The sequence below is a fragment of the Mucilaginibacter sp. P2_D11 genome, assembly GCF_056404435.1.
Window position 1 is genome coordinate 1 of the sequence record NZ_JBFUEA010000004.1, and the last position, 19593, is coordinate 19593.

Annotated in this window: 14 protein-coding genes and 1 pseudogene; 6 read left to right on the forward strand and 9 right to left on the reverse strand. The window is 48.0% G+C overall.

The genetic code is table 11. The annotated features are described in order from the left end of the window. Positions 1-215: pseudogene (locus AC1DXC_RS06695) on the forward strand (IS4 family transposase); the annotation flags it as partial. Between the two features lie 65 nt (positions 216-280). Here the strand turns inward: AC1DXC_RS06695 and AC1DXC_RS06700 are convergent. Together AC1DXC_RS06700 and AC1DXC_RS06705 are read right to left on the reverse strand one after the other, a co-directional pair. Continuing rightward, the gene (locus AC1DXC_RS06700; RefSeq protein ID WP_294794781.1) at positions 281-457 is read right to left on the reverse strand and encodes a DUF6496 domain-containing protein; all 177 of its coding nucleotides are present in this window, start codon (positions 455-457) and stop codon (positions 281-283) included. 52 nt (positions 458-509) lie between these two features. Then, positions 510-1157: a CatB-related O-acetyltransferase gene (locus AC1DXC_RS06705; RefSeq protein ID WP_477458369.1), complete on the reverse strand. Its 648-nt coding sequence runs from the start codon at positions 1155-1157 to the stop codon at positions 510-512. 195 nt (positions 1158-1352) lie between these two features. On the opposite strand from AC1DXC_RS06705, the gene AC1DXC_RS06710 reads away from it, so the two are divergent. Beyond that, positions 1353-2447: an AI-2E family transporter gene (locus AC1DXC_RS06710; RefSeq protein ID WP_477458370.1), complete on the forward strand. Its 1095-nt coding sequence runs from the start codon at positions 1353-1355 to the stop codon at positions 2445-2447. Positions 2448-2452: 5 nt separating this feature from the next. On the opposite strand, the gene AC1DXC_RS06715 is transcribed toward AC1DXC_RS06710, so the two are convergent. Next, the gene (locus AC1DXC_RS06715) at positions 2453-2758 is read right to left on the reverse strand and encodes a hypothetical protein (protein WP_477458371.1); all 306 of its coding nucleotides are present in this window, start codon (positions 2756-2758) and stop codon (positions 2453-2455) included. A 95-nt stretch (positions 2759-2853) separates the two neighbouring features. Between AC1DXC_RS06715 and AC1DXC_RS06720 the strand changes: the two genes are divergently transcribed. Next, positions 2854-3858, forward strand: coding sequence for an MBL fold metallo-hydrolase (locus tag AC1DXC_RS06720; protein WP_477458372.1), 1005 nt, complete (start codon positions 2854-2856; stop codon positions 3856-3858). Between the two features lie 2 nt (positions 3859-3860). Here the strand turns inward: AC1DXC_RS06720 and AC1DXC_RS06725 are convergent, their stop codons facing one another. From AC1DXC_RS06725 to AC1DXC_RS06735, 3 genes are all read right to left on the reverse strand, one after another. After that, positions 3861-4457, reverse strand: a complete 597-nt coding sequence (locus tag AC1DXC_RS06725) for a hypothetical protein (RefSeq protein ID WP_477458373.1) — start codon at positions 4455-4457, stop codon at positions 3861-3863. Positions 4458-4578: 121 nt separating this feature from the next. Continuing rightward, on the reverse strand, positions 4579-5826 hold the full coding sequence (locus tag AC1DXC_RS06730; protein ID WP_477458374.1) for a sensor histidine kinase: 1248 nt from the start codon (positions 5824-5826) through the stop codon (positions 4579-4581). Continuing rightward, on the reverse strand, positions 5823-6500 hold the full coding sequence (locus AC1DXC_RS06735) for a response regulator transcription factor (RefSeq protein WP_477458375.1): 678 nt from the start codon (positions 6498-6500) through the stop codon (positions 5823-5825). Before AC1DXC_RS06735 ends, AC1DXC_RS06730 begins: the two co-directional genes overlap by 4 nt. A gap of 205 nt (positions 6501-6705) precedes the next feature. Between AC1DXC_RS06735 and AC1DXC_RS06740 the strand changes: the two genes are divergently transcribed. Continuing rightward, entirely contained in the window at positions 6706-10875 is a 4170-nt protein-coding gene (locus tag AC1DXC_RS06740; protein WP_477458376.1) for a two-component regulator propeller domain-containing protein, read from the forward strand. A gap of 139 nt (positions 10876-11014) precedes the next feature. Here AC1DXC_RS06740 and AC1DXC_RS06745 read toward each other — a convergent pair whose 3' ends face one another. The 3 genes from AC1DXC_RS06745 to AC1DXC_RS06755 form a co-directional block, all read right to left on the reverse strand. Then, positions 11015-12061: a glycosyltransferase family 4 protein gene (locus tag AC1DXC_RS06745; protein ID WP_477458377.1), complete on the reverse strand. Its 1047-nt coding sequence runs from the start codon at positions 12059-12061 to the stop codon at positions 11015-11017. Then, on the reverse strand, positions 12021-14297 hold the full coding sequence (locus AC1DXC_RS06750; protein ID WP_477458378.1) for a glycosyltransferase family 4 protein: 2277 nt from the start codon (positions 14295-14297) through the stop codon (positions 12021-12023). The genes AC1DXC_RS06745 and AC1DXC_RS06750 overlap by 41 nt, the downstream gene beginning before the upstream one ends. A 387-nt stretch (positions 14298-14684) precedes the next feature. After that, on the reverse strand, positions 14685-15875 hold the full coding sequence (locus AC1DXC_RS06755; RefSeq protein ID WP_477458379.1) for an aspartate aminotransferase family protein: 1191 nt from the start codon (positions 15873-15875) through the stop codon (positions 14685-14687). Between the two features lie 606 nt (positions 15876-16481). Between AC1DXC_RS06755 and AC1DXC_RS06760 the strand changes: the two genes are divergently transcribed. Next, a complete protein-coding gene (locus tag AC1DXC_RS06760) occupies positions 16482-18656 on the forward strand; it encodes a carbohydrate binding family 9 domain-containing protein (protein ID WP_477458380.1) in 2175 nt (724 codons plus the stop codon). Between the two features lie 415 nt (positions 18657-19071). After that, complete coding sequence (locus tag AC1DXC_RS06765) at positions 19072-19557, forward strand: hypothetical protein (protein WP_477458381.1); 486 nt, start codon at positions 19072-19074, stop codon at positions 19555-19557. Positions 19558-19593 lie beyond the last annotated feature (36 nt).

The window sequence follows — 19593 nt, forward strand, 5'->3', positions numbered from 1 at the left end:
ACGTATCTCACCTGGTTTCCCTTAATCAAAATGGACTGCAGGTTATGTTATATATGACATTGATAACCAGTATGCTGGTGTTGATCTACAAAAAAGGGAATAAACAGGGCTATAAAACTTCCAAAAGACGATTTGCTATGGAAGTCAGAGACTTGGCAATCGCTCTGATCGTTATACAATGCGGCGGTGATCCAGGCCTCTTTTTTAAAACATAAAAAATGGCCGGAATTTCTTCCGACCATTCGTGCCATCCACGGGCCTTTTTCTATTATAATCTAATCTAATCTTTTTTCTTCGGCACTTTTGCGCCCTCTTTGCGGGCCTCGGATAAACCGATGGCCACGGCTTGTTTTTTGCTGGTAACCTTTTTGCCACTGCCGCTTTTTAGCTTGCCCTCTTTCATCTCATGCATGGTTTTCTCAACCTTTTCGCCCGCTTTTTCAGAATATTTTGCCATGATGTGTATGTTTTTAATTAATACTAAAACCAATGCAAAATTTTTGCCAGTTTTATACGGCGGCTTTCTCAAGCGTGTCGATGTCGCCCGAGTTGATGAGCAGCAGGTGTTCGGTTATTTTTTCGGCGCTCCAGTGCCACCAGGCTATTTTTTGCAGGCGGGCGGCATCGGCATCCTCAAACCGTCTGCGGATGAGCTTTGCAGGGTTGCCGCCTACAATGGTGTAGGGCGCGACATCTTTGGTTACCACAGCTTTGGAAGCGATGACCGCCCCATCGCCAATGGTAATGCCGGGCATAATGGTGGCCTCGTAGCCTATCCAAACATCGTTGCCTACTACCGTATCGCCTTTATAAGGGAATTTACCGGTAGGATGGGCACTGTCGTTTATCTTTTCCCAGCCGTTGCGGAAGATGGCGAACGGAAAGGTGGAGATAGGTGCACTCTCATGGTTAGCCCCGTTCATGATGAATTTTACGCCTGATGCTATCGCGCAAAAATTACCGATGATGAGCTTATCGCCAATAAAGTCGAAGTGGTAAATCACGTTCTTCTCAAAGTTTAGCGGATCCTTAAAATCGTCGTAATAAGTATAATCGCCCACGATGATATTGGGGCGTGTAATGAAGTTTTTTAAGAATACGAGATTTTGATACGGCTCCATAGGGTAGCGCATACCGGGGTTTGGTCCGTTAAGCATGGTTGTGAAATTTAGCTGAAATTAGGCATTTGCTCAAAAAGAACAAAGTAATACCACTGTTTCAAAAGCGTTAGTTAAGCAAATAACCCGAGGTTTTGGGCGCATTTAAAATTGATGCGAAAATTTGGCTTGCTTAAAACATTTGTTCGGCTTTTTTAACTATGTTCAACATGATAAAAACACATATCCCTTTGTATGCCCACTAAAAAGATAATAGCACCATTTTACGAGCGGCTGGCCCTTATATTAATCGGTTTCTGCGTATTAGGCTACCTGCTTATACTTGCAAAAGATTTGGTAGACCCGCTCATCTTCGGCTTCCTCTTCGCGGTACTGTTATTGCCGGTGTCGAATTTTTTAGAGAAGAAACTAAGGCTGCCGCGTAGCGCGTCGTCTTTTCTATCAATAATACTACTGGTGAGTTTCGTGGGTGGCATACTGTATTTGGTAGGTGCGCAGATATCCAATCTTAACAATGATTGGCCCATGCTGAAAAAACAGGTGGAACAATCTGTAGACGGCCTGCAGGAATGGGTACATTATACCTTTAAAATAGACGCGACCCAGCAAATGAGCTACGTAGATAATACAGCCCGTAAGATAATGGCATCGGGCGGCGCGGTGCTGGAGACTACTTTCGGGGCCATATCATCGCTGATGCTCTTTTACGTATTCATCATGGTGTTTACGTTTTTTATCCTGTTTTACAGGCGTTTGCTGTTCAGGTTCGTGATATCCGTTTTTCGCGACGATAACTCGCATGTTGTGGTAGATATTGCCGAGAACGTGCAGAAGATATTGCGGCAATACATCTTCGGGCTGCTGTTAGAGATGGTTATTGTAGCCGCGGTGGCTATTACGGCCTTTTGGATAATCGGCATCAAATACGCAGCACTGCTTGGGCTTATTGTCGGCCTGTTCAACATCATCCCCTACCTGGGTATTTTTACGGCTTTGCTGCTAAGCGTGGTCATTACTTTTGCCACGGGTACAATAAGCGATACATTTACCGTGGGCGTGTGTGTAGTGGCCATCCATGCGCTGGATGCCAACTTCCTGCTGCCTGCTGTTGTAGGCTCTAAAGTGCGGCTTAATGCGCTTATTACCTTCATCGGAATCATATTGGGCGAAATGCTGTGGGGGCTATCGGGCATGTTCCTGTCTATCCCCATCATCGCCATCTTCAAGATAATCTTTGATAGGATAGAGGCGCTGAAACCATGGGGCTACCTCCTCGGCGGCGATTATGAGGACAAAAAAAGTGCCCAAAAAGAAATGAAAACAGAGTAAGCCGCTTATTGCGCCAGCCTGTAAACGCTGGCATACAATGTGGCCGCATAAGCTATGAGCACCAATGTGTTGATAACCAGTAGCCAGTTGAGATCTGCCTTGCTGTATTTTTTAATGGAGCAAAGCACCAACAGCGTAATAAAACCCAATATCAGCAAAATGGGGAAGGCCAGCATATAAAGATGCTTTGGTGCGAGGTAAAGGTGCTGCCATTTGGCGGTATCACCCTGTAAAAAGGGGATGAGCGCAAGTAGCAACAAAATAAAAAATACACGTACTACCGCTTTGGCGGCTATCTGGCTCGTTTTCATAACAAAGGCAAAGTAAAAGTTTTTCACGCAAATTGCGTTTATAAAATAATTCGGTTATTGCGCCGGATGTTTATTTTTGAGAAAACAATTCCCCTATGCTGCACCGTAAATTATTAGCCATTGGTTTTCTGTTGTTGTTACCTGCGTTTGTATTTGCACAACGAAAACACAAAGCGAGGCATAAATCCACGCCTGTAACAGCGGCAACAAACACCGATGCCGGATCATTCCGCATAGTACCTTTGGGCGTGCTTGGCGGGATAGACGAAAGCAATCTATCCGCCTATATGGTGGCCCCCCTCGGTTCGGATAATTACGTATGCATGGATGCCGGCACCCTGCACGCAGGGATAGAAAAAGCTATCGAAAATAAAGCATTTGATGTGCGGGGCGATAAGGTGTTGAAGCAATACATCAAAGGATATTTTATTTCGCATGCCCATCTGGATCATCTGGCAGGGCTCATCATCAACTCGCCCGAGGACAGCACCAAAAACATTTACGGATTGGCCAGCACCATCGAAACCATCAAAACCCACTATTTTACCTGGGATAGCTGGGCCAATTTTGCCGACGATGGCGGCAAGCCACAACTAAAAAAGTATCATTATAGCCCCCTGCTGCCCGGCACCGAAAGCCAGGTGGATAATACCAATATGCAGGTGCAGGCCTTCCCGCTGAGCCACGCTAACCTTACCAGCACCGCTTTTTTGCTGCGCAGTAAGGATAACTACATTTTATATCTGGGCGATACCGGTGCCGACGAGATAGAAAAGAGCCAGAACCTGCATAAACTGTGGGAAGCCGTTGCTCCGCTTGTGGCTTCAGGTAAGTTAAAGGCCCTGATGATAGAAGTAAGCTACCCCAGCGACCAGCCCGATAAAAGCCTTTTCGGCCACCTTACCCCCCGGCTGTTGATGAGCGAGATGGACGTGCTTGCGCAACTATCCGGCACCACGTTAAAAGGATTGAACGTGGTGATAACGCACCTGAAGCCACCTTATAGGAGCATCAACAAAATAAAAACCCAGCTCAACTATGCCAACAAACGGCAAATGAACCTCATTTACCCAAGGCAGGGCAAGCCACTGGTGTTCTAGGCTTATTTATCCTCGAGCAGGTCGATGCAGTTTTTGGATAGGGCGGCCAGTTTAGCCTTTAAACCGGCCAATCCGGCGGTATCTTTTGTGTTTTTTAGGAGGATGTTGATGCGGGTAAGTGTATCGTCATCAGGGTCGCAGGCTTGCGCTTTTTCCAGGTAAGGGATAGCCTTTTTAGCTGCGGCGGTGTACAAGGCCATCACTTTCTTGTTTTCGGTAGGGTTGTTTGCTGTTGCGTTCAGCTTATCGGCAAAGCTTTCGGCTTCTTTGGCATAAATATAGCCCAATGCGCGCTGCGCCACATAGTAGTCGGGAACGGCGGCGGCCACCTTTTCATAAAACTGCTTCGCCCTCACCGTTTGCGCATCATCCTCATACAACTTCCCCATCGAGTAAAAGAAGTTGATGCGTGCTTTGGCGGGCAGCTTCGCGGTGTCCGGAATCAGGTTTTCGCCAAGTTGTATCGCATTGCCTTGTACGCCATCTACCCGGGCCAGGTTGAAATCCAGGTAATGGTTATAAACTTCTTCGGCGGTTTGCGCTTTGGCGCTTGCCATCGCAAATACCGCTAACAGCAGCAAGAGGGGCTTTTTTATCATTGGTAGCATTGGCGCAAATATAATCAGCTAACGTAATAAATGGAGTTTGATTGTACCGGTGTTTTTTAGACCCAGGAGTGGAGGAATGGCGATAGCTTTCAACCTCATCGCTATGCTCATATCAAAACCCTACCGAAAAAACATGCCTTTCGTTGACGAGGTTGTATTGCAGCGTAAAGCCGTAGTTATCGCATATCTGCTTGCAAATGGTAAGGCCCAGCCCGATACCCTCAGAATCTGTTGATTTATGGAATCTTTTGAGCACCTCGTTAATATCGAAAATGGTTTTGCCGGTATTGGCAATGGTTATTTGCCTGGCCTGCAAGGTAATGGCAATCTCGCCGCCGGGGTAATTGTGCCTGATGGCGTTGCTGATCAAATTATTCAACAACACCTCCATCAGCAACCTGCTGGCTTTTACCTGCATTTCTTCGAGGTTGGTTATCAGGCTGATGTTTTTGCTCTGTATAACATCCTCCTGCTGGTAAAGGCTTTCTTCTATGATAGCTTTGATATCTACCTGCTCATCGGCACCAATTAGGCCATTCTCTATCTTGGCCAGCAGCAGCATCGATTTATTGAGCCGGGTAAGTCGTGCCACGGTGCCGTAGATATCGTTTAACAGCTTGCTTTGCCTATCGGTGTATGCATCTGTTTGCAACAGGGTATCCAGCTTTGAGTTGATAACCGAGATGGGTGTCATCAACTCGTGCGAGGCGTTCTCAGTAAAGGCTTTCAGGTTTTGGTAATCGTGCTTTACGCGGCCGGCCATGGCTGTCACGGCCTGGTCCAACTCATTAAACTCGTCAATGCCCGATGGTGTGTTGTTTACCGTCACCGTATCGGCTACGTTGAAACCTTTAAGCTGGGCCAGCACGCGGTAAAATGGCTGCCAGATGCTTTTGAGGATGAACCGGTTTAACAAAGTAAGAAGCACCAGCAGAACAAATATCACTACGATGGTTATCTGGAAGATGATTTTGATGAGGTACTCCGTCTCTACCTTTGATTGGGTTACCAGTATGCGGTAGTTTTGCCCCTTTACTTTCACCATGCTAATGAGCGCGCGGCCCGCCTCCAGTTCGTTCTTGTCAATTTCCTTATAAACGGTATCCACAAAACGCCGCTCAACCTGTTGGTTGCCCAGCAGCTTAAAGGTAATTTGCTGGTGGTTAGATTCGTACACCTCTGGCAGGGCCTGGTTCAGACTTACGTAATTGAAAACCTCCTGCTCTTCCAGCTCAAGGTCTTTATCTATCCGGTTGGTTAAGATATGGCTGATGGCGTAGTAGTAAATAATGCCGGTGACCAGCATGGTGGCTATGGTAACGGCAATGTTTACGCGGTTGTATTTGTTCAGCAGTTTCATGCGCCGGCAAATTTGTAACCCATGCCATAGGCGGCTTGTATATAATCGTTGCCGCCGGCCTCCACCAGTTTTTTGCGGATATTTTTAATGTGCGAGTAAATAAAGTCGAAGTTATCGGCCACGTCGATATTATCGCCCCAAAGATGTTCGGCAATGGCGTTTTTTGACACTACTTTGCCTTTGTTGGCGATGAAATAAAGCAGCAGGGAGTACTCTTTACGGGTGAATTTTATCGGCTGCCCGTGTACGGTAACGGTTTTGGCAGCAAGGTCTATACCTATCTCGTTGTACTTAAGTAGGTTGTTGCCATTAAAGGTTTTGCGCCGTACGATAGCCGCCACGCGCGATTTCAGTTCAGACAGGTGGAAAGGTTTAGTGAGGTAATCATCGGCGCCCAGGTCCAGTCCGGTGAGGCGGTCATCCAGCGAATTTTTGGCCGATATGATAAGGATGCCGTCGTTATGTCGGTTATCCTTAAGGTGTTTAACGATGTCGAGGCCGTTTCCATGCGGCAGGGTGAGGTCTAAAATAACGCAGTCGTAGCGGTACACGCTCACCTTGGCCAGGGCCGCTGCAAAGTCGGCCGCGGTTTCGCAAATGCTGTCGGCACCTGTAAAATAGGCTTCTATGCTATCGCGCAAGCCCGCCTCGTCTTCTACTATCAAAATCTTCACAGCATAAAGTTAAGCGTAAAATTTGGAGAAATGCTGTGTAGCCGTCTATAGAAGGGTGGCTGATGTTAACGAGTTGATAATCTGATTGATGGTACGTTTTTTGAAAAATATATCCTTCCGATTAGTGTTCTTGTGACAATTAATCTTTAATTTTATCTACGGTAAATACCCCCCGAAGCGTTACCATTGCCAATTATAATTTACGATGAGATTAAAGTTATACGTGTTTTGTGTACTGTGTATTTTATTGCAGCAGGGTGCATTTGCTCAAAAAAATAATTACGAATTCTCGCGCCTGGATATTACCAACGGATTATCTGATAACCAGGTAAACTGCATTTTTAAGGATAGCAAGGGTTTCGTTTGGTTCGGCACTACATCCGGCCTTAACCGTTACGACGGCTCCAAATTCAAGGTTTTTAAGCGGGATAACAAAAACCCCAATTCCCTTTCCGAAAATCACGTGGTGCGGATAGACCAGGGCCCCGACGATAAGATGTGGGTATTTACCCATAACAATATCAGTGTGTACGACCCTCATACCGAAAAAATCACCAACAATATTGCCGCCGAGGCAGCCCGTTACAACGTACCTACCAACCAGATAACACATGTGCGTGCAGATGCGGATGGCCGGTTTTGGTTCGTTACCAACCGCGCGGGCCTGTATTGCTACAACCCGGCAACCAAATCAACGCTTTTTTACAGCACGCTATCCAACTCGGCGGCCATACTGCATTCCAATTACGTGATGGATGTGCTGCCCACCAGGCAGCACTCGGTGTGGGTGCTGTATAACGATGCCATATTAGAAGAACTGGATACCCGCGCCAACAAGGTTACCCGTAGCTACGATGGTTTTGCTAAAACAATCGATGCCAGGCCGAGCAATTATACACTAATGATGGATAACCATCGCAACATGTGGATAAGCTCGGATGGTGCGCCCATAGGGGCGTTTTGCTACAATACCGTTACCAATACCCTAACGCGTTACAATAGGGATACACCGCAGGCACGGTTAAACTCCAATGTGATAAACAGCGTGGTACAAGCCGATGACGGCAAGATATGGCTCGGCAGCGACCATGGCGGCCTCAACATCATCGACCCGAAAACCAACACGGTAAGCTATGTAATGAGCAAGCCCGACGATGCAAAATCACTGAGCGGTAACAGCTTGTATTTATATAAGGATAACAGCGGCATCATTTGGGCGGGTACTTTTAAGCAGGGCGTAAATTATTACCACAGCGGCGTTATGCAGTTCCCGCTGTATAAGCACTCTACCAGCGATCCTAAGAGCATGCCCTATGAGGATATCAACACCTTTGCCGAAGACGCTAAAGGCAACCTGTGGATAGGTACCAACAGCAACGGGCTGGTATATTTTAACCGTACAGCCAATACTTATACCAGTTTCAGGCATAACCCTGCGGATGCGAACAGCCTGGCCAACGATATCGTCGTGAAGTTGTATATCGACCATAATAATAAACTGTGGATAGGCACCTACTTCGGGGGTTTAGATTGCTACGATGGCAGCAAGTTTACCCATTACCGCCATAACGAAAAAGACCCCACCAGCATCACCGACGACCGCGTTTACACCATCATAGAAGATTATAAAGGCGAAATGTGGGTAGGTACGTTCCAGGGCGGCTTCAACGTTTTCGACCCAAAGACCAACTCTTTCAAACACCCCAAATACCCCATGCACTCCGAGTACACTGCCTTTGTTTACGAGGACCGCGACCGCAATAAATGGATAGGGCGTGATAAAGGAGTTGACGTGATAGAATACAAAACCAACAAGGTGCGCCACTACGCCGCGCAGCCCAAAAATGCTAACAGCCTGGTGGGCAATGATGTTAACGCCATTACCCAAGACAAACGCGGGCTGATATGGATAGGCACCAAAGACGGCCTGAGCATACTGGATACCAAAACCAATAACTTCCTCAATATAGAAGAGGGCGTAAACCTGCCTGCCAACAACATAAGCAACATCATCGAAGATAAGCAGGGCAAGATGTGGGTGAGCACCACTAACGGCCTGGCCAAGATAGAGCTGAGCGTGGTTGATGGCAAATACAAGTTCCGCCTTAATAATTATAACGAGCTGGATGGCTTGCAGGGCCGCGCATTCAACCTGTACTCGGCCATGAGGCTGAAAAGCGGCGAGCTGGTTTTTGGCGGGATAAACGGCTTCAACATCTTCGATCCAAACATCGTCAACACCTTTAAGCCCAAGCCAAGGCTCATCTTTACCGATCTGCACGTGTTCAACAAAAACGTAACGGTTGGCGATACTGTAAACGGCGGCGTGGTGCTTACCAAGGCCCTATCCGAAACCAAGGAGATTACCCTTGCCCACAGCCAAAACGTATTCGATATTGAGTTTGCCGCCTGCGATTACTTTAACCCCGATAAGGTAAAATTCGAGTATAAGCTGGAGGGTTTCGATAAAAACTGGATAACCGCTACAGATGGCAACCGCAAGGCAACTTACACCAATCTGGATGGTGCCGACTATGTATTTAAAGTGCGCACGCAAAACGCTGTAAGCGGCGATGATACCATATCGCTCAATATCACGGTGAAGCCGCCGTTCTTCAAATCGCCGCTGGCCTATGCAGGGTATTTTGTGGTGCTGATGGGTGGTCTGCTGTTGATACGCCGCCGCGGCATTCAAAAAATAAAACAGCAGTTTGACGCCCGCCAGGCTAAGATGGAGGCCGAGCGAAAGATAGCCCAGGAGCGCGAAGAGGCACGCCGCATGCATCAGCTGGATTTGATGAAGATAAAATTCTTCACCAACGTAAGCCATGAGTTCCGTACGCCGCTGTCGCTGATCTTATCGCCTATAGATAGCCTAATAAAAAGTGCCGAGAAAACCGACCAGCAAAACCAACTGGTCACCATCAAACGCAACGGCAAGCGACTGCTTAACCTGGTAAACCAGCTGCTCGATTTCCGTAAGATGGAGTACAACGAACTTAAGTTGAGCCTGAAAAAGGGCGATATCATCCAGTTCATCAACGAGGTTTGCTCATCATTTAAGGACGTGGCCAGCCAAAAGCAGATACAGTTTCTGGTGGAGAGCGAAGTTTGCGCCTACGTTACCGATTTCGACCATGATAAGATAGAACGCATCCTATTCAACCTACTCTCCAACGCGTTTAAGTTTACGCCATCAGGCGGGCATATCAGCGTATTGCTTAGCCTGGCAAGCCCCGATGAAAGCAGGCCGATACAAACCATGCTGGAAATAAAGGTGATAGATACAGGCATCGGCATAGCCAAAGAAAATCAGGAGCGAATTTTTGAACGATTCTTCCAGGATGACCTGCCCGAGAATTTGTTGAACCAGGGTAGTGGCATCGGTCTCTCCATAACCCGCGAATTCGTGAAAATGCAGGGCGGTACCATACAACTGGAAAGCGAACCCGACTACGGTAGCTGCTTTACCATCAACCTGCCGATAGGCGTAAAATGCGAGGAAGTGCAGCCGGTGGTAGAGGTGCAACCAGAGGAAGCGGTACCTGCTATGCTGAAGGACCCAGAACCGACCGGCCCCGGCTCGGCACGCAAGCCTACTATTTTATTGGTAGAGGATAACGATGATCTGCGGTTTTACCTGAAAGATAACCTGAAGAACAGCTTCCACATTGTAGAAGCCGTGAACGGAAAGGATGGCTGGCAGAAGGCCCTGGCTATGCACCCTAAGCTGATTGTAAGCGACATCAGTATGCCCGAAATGAATGGCATCGAATTGTGCAAAAAGATAAAGGCTGATAACCGCACGGCCGAGATACCCGTATTGCTGCTGACCGCCCTCGGCACCGAGCAGGACCAGCTGGCCGGCCTGGATAGCGGCGCCAACGATTACATCGTAAAACCTTTCAACTTCGAGATACTGCTGAGCAAAATACACAACTCGCTGCGCATGCAGCAAACCTTCAAGAAAACCTATCAGAAACAGATAGAGGTAAAGGCCAACGATATCAGTGTGGTATCTGAGGATGATAAATTCCTGAAAAATGCCTTCGCGTACATCGAGCTGAATATCACCAACCTCAATTTTTCGGTAGAAGAACTGGCGCGGCACCTTAACTTAAGCAGGGTATCGCTTTACAAAAAGCTGCTCACCCTTACAGGCAAAACCCCGGTAGATTGCATCCGTACCATCCGCCTGAAACGCGCCGTGCAGCTGCTGGAAAAAAGCAAGCTAAGCATTGCCAATGTGGCATACGAGGTGGGTTTCAACAATGCCGCCTACTTTGCCAAGGTGTTCCGCGAGGAGTACGGCATACTGCCATCAGAGTATATTGCCGACCTGAAAAACAAGGAAAAGGAAAGCGAAGTGGTGTAAGTTCTATAGACGCTGCCGCGGGCTTTCAGCCCGCGGTGTGCACAGAGTCAGCTTTCAGCTGACGCAAGCTGGAAGCTTGCACAATGCCCGCCACGAGATACGCTGCGCTAATCCCGCGGCAGCGAAGACTTTTACTATGTTAAGCTAATATCTGCTGATACAACTTAAAGTAATCCGACGCCATCTTCTCTGCCGAAAATTGCGAAGCTGCCCAATCGCGGCAGCGTTCCCTGCTGACGCTGTTTAATTTTTCTACAGCAGCTACAGCCTCTTCAACGGACTCAACCAAAAAGCCGGTTCGTTCGTGCTGTATCAGTTCGGGCATCGATCCTTTGTTGAACGCGATTACCGGTGTACCGCAAAGCATGGCCTCGGCTACGCTCATGCCAAACGGTTCGGCAAAATTGATGGGGTGCAACAGGGCTGCGGCTTTGCCTAAAAGCTCGTTGCGCTTCTCCGGACCGGCATGACCAATGTATTGTATCTGCTCATCCAGGTATGGCTCAACTTTTTCTTTCCAGTAATTTTCATCCTGTATAATGCCGGCAATCAGCAGTTTCTTTTTTGCTTTTTTTGCTATCTGTATCGCCTCGGCTGCGCCTTTATCATGGTGGATTCGGCCAAAGTATAGCAGATAATCCTCGGGTACTTCGGTAAAGGTAAAGTCTTCCGTATTCAGCCCGTTATACACCGTGGCAATGTATTCCAGTTCGGCACTGCGGTCGGCATTGCTGATGGAGACGTAATGCCCCTTTGCATTGTACTTTTTATAAACGGGGATAATCCGTGGCGACGAAAAACCATGTATGGTGGTAATCACCGGCGTTTTTATCAACGCGGAATACGTGAGCGGTAAAAAATCGAAGTTATTGTGTATGATATCGAACTTATCCGCTTTCTCCATCAGGTTACTGATGTGCAGGCACTCCAGCACCTTGGCATCCTGGGTGCGGTCTTCCTCGTAACCACGTTCGCAAATAGCTTCCAGTTCGCCGGCGGTGACAGAATCGCCCGTGGCGAAGAGCGTTACCTCTACGCCCAGCTTTATAAGGCCTTCGGCAATGTTAGATGCTACTTGTTCCCATGGCCCGTAGTGCCTGGGCGGCGTGCGCCAGGCAACGGGTGCTAATATGGCGGCCCTCAACTTAACAAACTTTGATATGTTCTTCCATTTTGTTGTACTCATATTCCAACTCGAATGCTCTCAACACAGTTAAATGGGAGATGAGGTAAGCCAGCGTACTTTCGGCACCCTGGTTGCGGTTAATGCCGGTTGGCAGCAAGCCGTCGCAGCAACCCTTGGTTTCGTGGTCGTACAATGGAGCACGCAGCGTATTTTCGCCCAGGAACCATTTATAACTCAGGAACATTTTTTCGATGTATTGGGGCTTGCGGAAAATCTGGTAAGCCTGGAAATGCATCAGCACCATGGCCATAGTTTCTATAGCCTGCTGATCAAACGCAGGGAACTTGCCGCCGCGGTGATACCAGCCATCGTTACCCACCGGGCTAAGGTATCCGTTAGATAACGTTAGCTTATCCAGGAACGCCATGGTGGTGAGCGCGATTTTTTTGGCTTTCTCGTCGCCGGTTATTTCGCAGCTGTGCAGTAAAGCTAAAGGTAATATGGCGTTATCGTAGGTCATGCTTTCTTCAAACCACTCCCAATCGTCGCTGCGGGTGTTGCCGTAGGCATCTATCAAAGGCTGGGTCATGCGTTTTAATTCGCTTACCATACCCTCGTCGGTAGGGAAGGCCTGCAGGTAAAGGCTAATGCCGATAATGGTGTTGGCCATACCGCGCAGGTATCGCAGTGCTTTAAAATGAGGATAAGAACGGTGGAACAGTTCCAGCGCAAACTCGCGATACGAATTGCTGGCTGCACAATTGATCAAATGGCCCAATGCCCAAATGGTGCGGCCAAAGGAGTCTTCGGTACCCACTTCATCCAGGTACCGCCTGTCGAAACTCAAAAAGTTACGGAAGTTGCCATCCTCGGTTTGCATGTAGTGGATATAACTTAGATAGATAGGCAGCAACTTAAAGGCCTCCTGGCTGCCGTTGCGCTGGTAGGCCATCAGGGCCATAATCAGCGCACGGGAGTTATCATCTACGCAATAGCCTTCTTTTAAATTCGGGATGCCATATTTGGCATGCTGAACGATACCGGTATCATCGGTTAAACGCTGTACATGCTGTAAGCTGAATTTTGGCAATACTTCCGGGTCTACAATACTGTTCTTTAGTATCTTATCGCTGAAATCGTGTTTGGCGGCAGCTTCCTGCGCTACCCTGATAAATTCAGCACCTGTAACCGGCCAGCGGAGGTGCAGGCCATATTCGTAGGCGTTTTCTTTTAATTCGTTCAACAGGGCATCATCATCCAACAATTCGATGACGGTTTCGGCCAGTGCATCGGCGTTCTTGAAATCGAACAAACGGCCACGGTCGTTAGCCAGCAACTCGGTAGCATGCCAGTAGGGGGTTGATACCACTGCAGCACCTGCACCCACAGCATAAGATAATGTGCCGCTGGTTATTTGCGCCTCGTTAAGGTAAGGGGTTACGTACACCTCGCAGGCGGTAAGGTAATCTATCAGTTCGTCCTCGGCTACGAATTTGTTGATGAAGGCCAGGTGCTGCGACACTTTTAGCTGCGCTGCGAGGCTTTTCAGGTGGTCGCGGTATTCTTCTCCCGAGTGTTTTACCACGCCGGGGTGGGTGTTGCCCAGGATCACATACATCACATCAGGATGCTTGGCTACTATTTTCGGCAAGGCTTTTATCACGGTTTCTAAACCTTTGTTGCGGCTTATCAACCCGAAGGTTAACATCACGCGTTTGTTTTTAAAGGGCGTAAGGCTTTTAACCGGGTTTACTTCAGGCGCTTCCAAATCGGGCACGCCATGCTCTATGATCTGTATTTTTTCTACCGGGATATCGTAAATATTAACCAAAAATTCTACCGCGCGTTTGCTCATCACGATGATTTTTGACGATTGCTCGGCAATTTCGCGGATGATGATGCGCTGTACGTAGCTGGGGTCTTTTAAGATGGTGTGGAGGATAGATATCAGCGGTTTCTCCAGCCGGTTGATGAGCGGCAGGATGTAGATGCCGCTTTCGCCGCCGTAGATGCCAAATTCGTGCTCCAGGATAACGGCATCAACTGCGCTGGTATTGATATAATTTGCTGCGCGGATATAATCCTTTTGGTGGTTTTGGCGGATAACATATTTTACGTCCTCGGGGTATTCGTATTCCTGCAGGTTTTCAGAATCGTTAAGTGCCACCACGAAACCGCCCTCGAGCAAAGTTTTCCTTTTAGGAAAATTGGCATTGATGGCGTGCATCAGGTTCTGGTTAAAGGTAGCTATACCGCATTCGCGGGGCGGATAGGTAGATATATATGCGATTTTCATAGTAGATGTTTGGTGCCGATAAATGTTGTTTTTGTAATACAATTGCGCCCTCTTGACCAAAAAAAAATGCATCGTGACCTTTTAAAAGGTATTTATGCGGGTAAAAAGCAATATTTATATGGGCACAACCCATAGTGCATAAACTATACCAATTAACTCGTAATAAAATTGAGTAACCGCGTTTTTACACAGGAATTATAGTATTAATTAAAATTGGGAAGTCGTCTTTTTTTAACCGCAAAGGACACAGAGGATTAGCATTGTGGCTAAACGCAAAGTGCGCAAAGAAAAAATGAAGAATATTTCGGGGTGGGCAGGTTAAGGGCGTCTACAAAACCTTTGCGCCTCTTTGCGAAAACTTCGCGCTCTTTGCGGTTAAACCTAAGTTCAGGAAGTATAAAACTCAACAGCCTCCATAATCACTTCGCAAGCATGAAGTATCTGCGCTTCGGTAATGATTAACGGTGGCGCAATACGCATAGAGTTACTACAGTGGAGGAACCAGTCGGTAATTACACCATTTTCAATACAGCGATCGATTATTTTTTTGTTCAGGTCGAAGCTTTCGAATTCGGCCGCGAGCATCAGGCCTTTGCCACGGATGCCTTTGATGGCGGGGTGAGTAAGCTTGCTTCGGATAAGGGTCTCTTTAGCTGCTACGCCGTCTATTAGCTTATCATCCAGCAAAACCTCCAAAGCGGCGAGTCCGGCGGCGCAGCACACGGGGTGCCCGCCAAAGGTGGTAATGTGGCCAAGTATGGGGTTCTCTTTAAATGCCGCCATCACCTCGCCCGAAGCTACGAAAGCCCCTACGGGCATACCGCCACCAAGTGCTTTGGCCAGCAGTAAAATATCCGGCACGATGCCGAAATGCTCAAAGGCGAAAAGCTTGCCTGTGCGACCGAAGGCAGCCTGTATCTCATCCAATATCAGCAAGGCGCCAACTTCGGTACAACGGTCGCGAAGGGCCTGCATGTACGCTGCCTCGGGCACGCGGATGCCCGCCTCGCCCTGTATGGTTTCTACGATTATACAGGCAGTGTTGGTAGTGATATATTGTAAGTCATCCGTCTCGTTGAAACGTATGAAATTTACGCCCGGCAATAACGGGCGGTAAGCCTGCTTAAATTCTTCGTTGCCCATTACGCTAAGCGCACCATGGGTGCTGCCATGGTAGGAATTATGCATCGCCACTATCTGCTGCCTGCCCGTATGGCGTTTGGCCAGCTTCAGCGCGCCCTCAACTGCTTCGGCACCCGAGTTGGTGAAGTAGACCGAGTTGAGTCCATCGGGCAAAACAGCAACCAGCTTTTCGGCAAAACGCACCTGCGGGGTTTGTACGTATTCGCCATACACCATCAGGTGCATGTATTTATCGGCCTGATCCTTAATCGCATCAATAACCCGCGCATTGCCATGCCCCAGGTTGCTTACGCCGATGCCCGAGATAAGATCGGTAAAGGGTTTGCCATCCTTATCGTACAAATAGACGCCTTGTGCACGCTCAAACTCCAGCAACAGCGGGAAGTGGGTGGTTTGGGCGTTGTTATTCAGAAATAGCTGGCGAAGGGTAAGCATGGGGCAAAGGTAATAATATATTGTTTTGGGGTGGGAGATGGTGAACGTGTTGGAAAGGGAAATCGTTCTTTGAATACTGCGCGCGGGGGATTGCGCGATTCCCCTCTTGAGAGGGGTGGAGGGGTGTGTTTGTGCGAAATGCTTGCATAAACAAAGCTGGAAATTCCTGGAAAATCATAGCTGAAATTCGCTCAAAACCTGGAAAAAGCTGGAAATTTTTTATTGCCCGAAAATGTGGTATTTAGCCAAAAACGGCCATTCTGCGCAAATTAAGCCCTTTTTGCATTTTGGGCGAAAAAGCCCTAAAGGCTACAAAAAACACCGAAAAACGTAGGAAAAACGCAGATTTTTGAAGGTATTTTAGCAAATTTTGGCAGATTTTTTCTGGTGTCCGCGGCAAAAAGCCAGCAGGTATGCCTCTCTCAGGGCGGCCCACTTTCGCCCGTTTTTTTCAAATTTCCATAAAATAAAAACTGGACAAAAACCGAGCTCAATAAAGGGCCTCGTAACAAATGTGTGTGTAATACACATCGCCATCGTTTTATGCGATAATATGTATATTATTGTTATTCGTTACCAAGTATTCAAACCATTAGCTTACACCCATTGTCGACAGGAAAACTCACCTTACTGCTGCTTTGCTTGTGCCTGCCGGGCCTTGCTGCCCTAGCCCAAAAAAAGAACGCCGCTTACCGGTACCACATCAAACGGGCATCGGCCCCTATAAAAATAGATGGTGTGGTAGATGAAGCCGACTGGCAGCGCGCCGACTCTGCCAGCAACTTCTACCTGGTTTTGCCTATGGATACCAGCTTTGCCAAGGTACTTACCACGGTGAAGATGACCTATGATAACGATAACCTTTACGTAGTAGCCATTTGCTACGGCGGCCTGCCGGGCCAAAATATGGTAGAATCGCTTAAGCGCGATTTTAGCTTCGGTAAAAACGATAACTTTTTGCTGTTTATGGATCCCTTCGATGCCCGTACCGATGGCTTCAGCTTCGGCGCAAACGCGGCCGGCGCGCAATGGGATGGCACCATGTACGAGGGCGGTAAGGTGGATTTGAGCTGGGATAACAAATGGTATTCGGTAGTGAAAAACTATCCGGACAGGTACGTGTGGGAGGCGGCTATCCCCTTCAAAAGCATCCGCTATAAAAAAGGCATCCGCGAGTGGGGCATCAACTTCAGCCGCAACGACCTTAAATCTACCGAAAAATCGAGCTGGGCACCTGTGCCAAGGCAATTCCCAACGGCATCGCTTGCCTACACAGGTACGCTGGTTTGGGACGAAGAACCGCCCGTAGCCAGCAGCAATGTATCTATCATACCCTACGTTTTGGGCGGTGTTAGTAAAGATTATCAGAATAAAACAGGTACCAGCTGGCGCAAGGATATTGGCGGCGATGTAAAGATTGGGCTCACTTCTTCGCTTAATCTCGATATGACGGTTAATCCCGATTTCTCGCAGGTGGATGTAGACCAGCAGGTGATAAACCTCAACCGCTACGAACTTTTCTTCCCCGAAAAACGCCAGTTCTTTTTAGAGAATGGCGATTTGTTCTCCAACTTCGGCTATGCCGATATACGGCCGTTCTTTTCGCGCAGGGTGGGGTTGAATGCGCCTATCCGCTTCGGCACCAGGCTAACCGGCAAAATCAATAAAGACTGGCGCGTGGGCGTGATGGACGTACAAACCGGCCAAACGGATATCAACAACCTACCCGGCCAAAACTTTGGTGTGGTAACTTTGCAAAGGCGGGTTTTCTCGCGCTCCAACATCGGCATCATGTTCATCAACAAGGATGCCACCGGCAGCGCACCTGTTGCAGGCAACACCGCGCCGGGTTATAACCGTAATGTGGGGATAGAATACAACCTGGCATCCTCCAATAACTTGTGGACGGGTAAGTTGCTGGGCCTGAAATCGTTCAGTCCGGGCATAAAGGGGCACGATTACGTACAGGCCGCGCACCTGCAATACCTCAGCAAGTATTGGACGTTGTACCTGCAACAGCAATACGTAGGCAGCAATTACAACGCCGAAGTAGGCTATGTGCCTCGCCGGGGGTATAATAAGCTTAGTCCGCTGTTGCTGCATAATTTCTTCCCGAAGAATGGGTCGGTGCTGATTCACAGCCTGCAGCTATCGTCTAACTATTTTTTTGACGAGCACTTCAAGAGAACCGACAACGAGAGCATCTTCAGCTATATCATCACTTTCCGCAACCGCAGCCAGTTGTGGTTTTCGGGAGTCGATACTTATGTAAAGCTGCTGCGCCCATACGACCCCACTAATATAGGTAAAGGCAATCTGCCCGTTGGTTTCGAGAGCCACTGGAACACAGCCGACGTGCAGTACATCTCCAAGCCGCAAAGCGTATTTACCTATGTGTTCGAAGCGGCATACGGCGGCTACTATGACGATGGCACTAAGCTTACCCTGAGCAGCCAATTGGGCTACCGCTTTCAGCCCTATGTAAACATCGCCGTGACTGCTTCTTATAACGATTTGCGCCTGCCACAGCCCTTTGGCCGCAACAGTTTCTGGCTCATTGGACCGCGAACGGATGTTACTTTCACCAACAACCTGTACTTTACCACCTTTGTGCAGTACAACGAGCAAGCCCGCAACATGAATATCAACACCCGCTTGCAATGGCGTTATAAACCCGCTTCCGATTTGTTTATTGTTTATGGCGACAATTCCATCCCATCGCCCTTTATGGTGAAAAACAGGCAGCTAACGGTGAAGTGGACGTATTGGTGGAATATATAGCGCGTAGAGGTTAAGGTAAAGGTTGCATCATAAATCGGGCAAGTTGATATTATAACATCCTTGTGGTTTTGTTGTGGCAGCAAACAAACGCCAGAAGCTTTCATTAAGTGTTCACGCAGCGCAGCGTGAACGCCGTGAACACTAGCAATATGCTATTAATCAGGTATTTGCAAATTTAAAAGTGGTGTCAAAATAGTGTCACTACCTAGTTGCTGTGTGCTATATTTGCGCAAAAAAGCTACTGCATCTAATAGCACGCTATGCTCATGGGGCAACATGGGTTTTGCTACAGTCTCCGTTTGCAAATGCATGATGCAAATCCGATTTGCAGATTTGACCTGTTTTACGGCAGACGCAAAATATTGCGTCTCTACGGTGAAAATCAGCTATATTTAGACGACTAATCTCTAAACCCGTGAGCAAAGAACAAACCATAGACCTGCTGAAGTTTATGGAACCCTTTAAGCCCGAGACCATCGAACTTGCTTTATGGCTGCGCGATTTTGCATGGGATCTGTTCCCCGATACCAACGAACTGGTTTACGATGCATATAACGCCGTGGCGTTTGGCTGGTCGCCCACGGAGAAGCTGGGCCAGGTATTTTGCAACGTGGCCATTTGGCGCACCAATCAAAGCGTGATATTTGGTTTCAACTGGGGCAGCGAACTGGAGGACCCGCAAAAAATGCTGATAGGTAACGGCAAGCAGTTCCGCTATATTAAAGTTACCAGTAAAGCCGATTTCCCCAAGGAATATATGTACAAACTAATGGCCGATGCCTACATCAACTCCCTGGCCAAAGTGAAGAACCCAAAAGATATCATCCAAGGGTTTACCATCACCAAATCGGTTTCGCCGGTGAAAAGGGTGTTGAAGGAGAAGGTGGAGAAGAAGAACTAATGCGTTTAGTTTGTTATTCGATATCTGTCTGAACTC

Bases quoted from the DNA above. Each gene is read 5' to 3' on its own strand.
- AC1DXC_RS06700 (WP_294794781.1), bottom strand. From the start codon at position 457: ATGGCAAAATATTCTGAAAAAGCGGGCGAAAAGGTTGAGAAAACCATG.
- AC1DXC_RS06705 (WP_477458369.1), bottom strand. From the start codon at position 1,157: ATGCTTAACGGACCAAACCCCGGTATGCGCTACCCTATGGAGCCGTAT.
- AC1DXC_RS06710 (WP_477458370.1), top strand. From the start codon at position 1,353: ATGCCCACTAAAAAGATAATAGCACCATTTTACGAGCGGCTGGCCCTT.
- AC1DXC_RS06715 (WP_477458371.1), bottom strand. From the start codon at position 2,758: ATGAAAACGAGCCAGATAGCCGCCAAAGCGGTAGTACGTGTATTTTTT.
- AC1DXC_RS06720 (WP_477458372.1), top strand. From the start codon at position 2,854: ATGCTGCACCGTAAATTATTAGCCATTGGTTTTCTGTTGTTGTTACCT.
- AC1DXC_RS06725 (WP_477458373.1), bottom strand. From the start codon at position 4,457: ATGATAAAAAAGCCCCTCTTGCTGCTGTTAGCGGTATTTGCGATGGCA.
- AC1DXC_RS06730 (WP_477458374.1), bottom strand. From the start codon at position 5,826: ATGAAACTGCTGAACAAATACAACCGCGTAAACATTGCCGTTACCATA.
- AC1DXC_RS06740 (WP_477458376.1), top strand. From the start codon at position 6,706: ATGAGATTAAAGTTATACGTGTTTTGTGTACTGTGTATTTTATTGCAG.
- AC1DXC_RS06745 (WP_477458377.1), bottom strand. From the start codon at position 12,061: ATGAGTACAACAAAATGGAAGAACATATCAAAGTTTGTTAAGTTGAGG.
- AC1DXC_RS06750 (WP_477458378.1), bottom strand. From the start codon at position 14,297: ATGAAAATCGCATATATATCTACCTATCCGCCCCGCGAATGCGGTATA.
- AC1DXC_RS06755 (WP_477458379.1), bottom strand. From the start codon at position 15,875: ATGCTTACCCTTCGCCAGCTATTTCTGAATAACAACGCCCAAACCACC.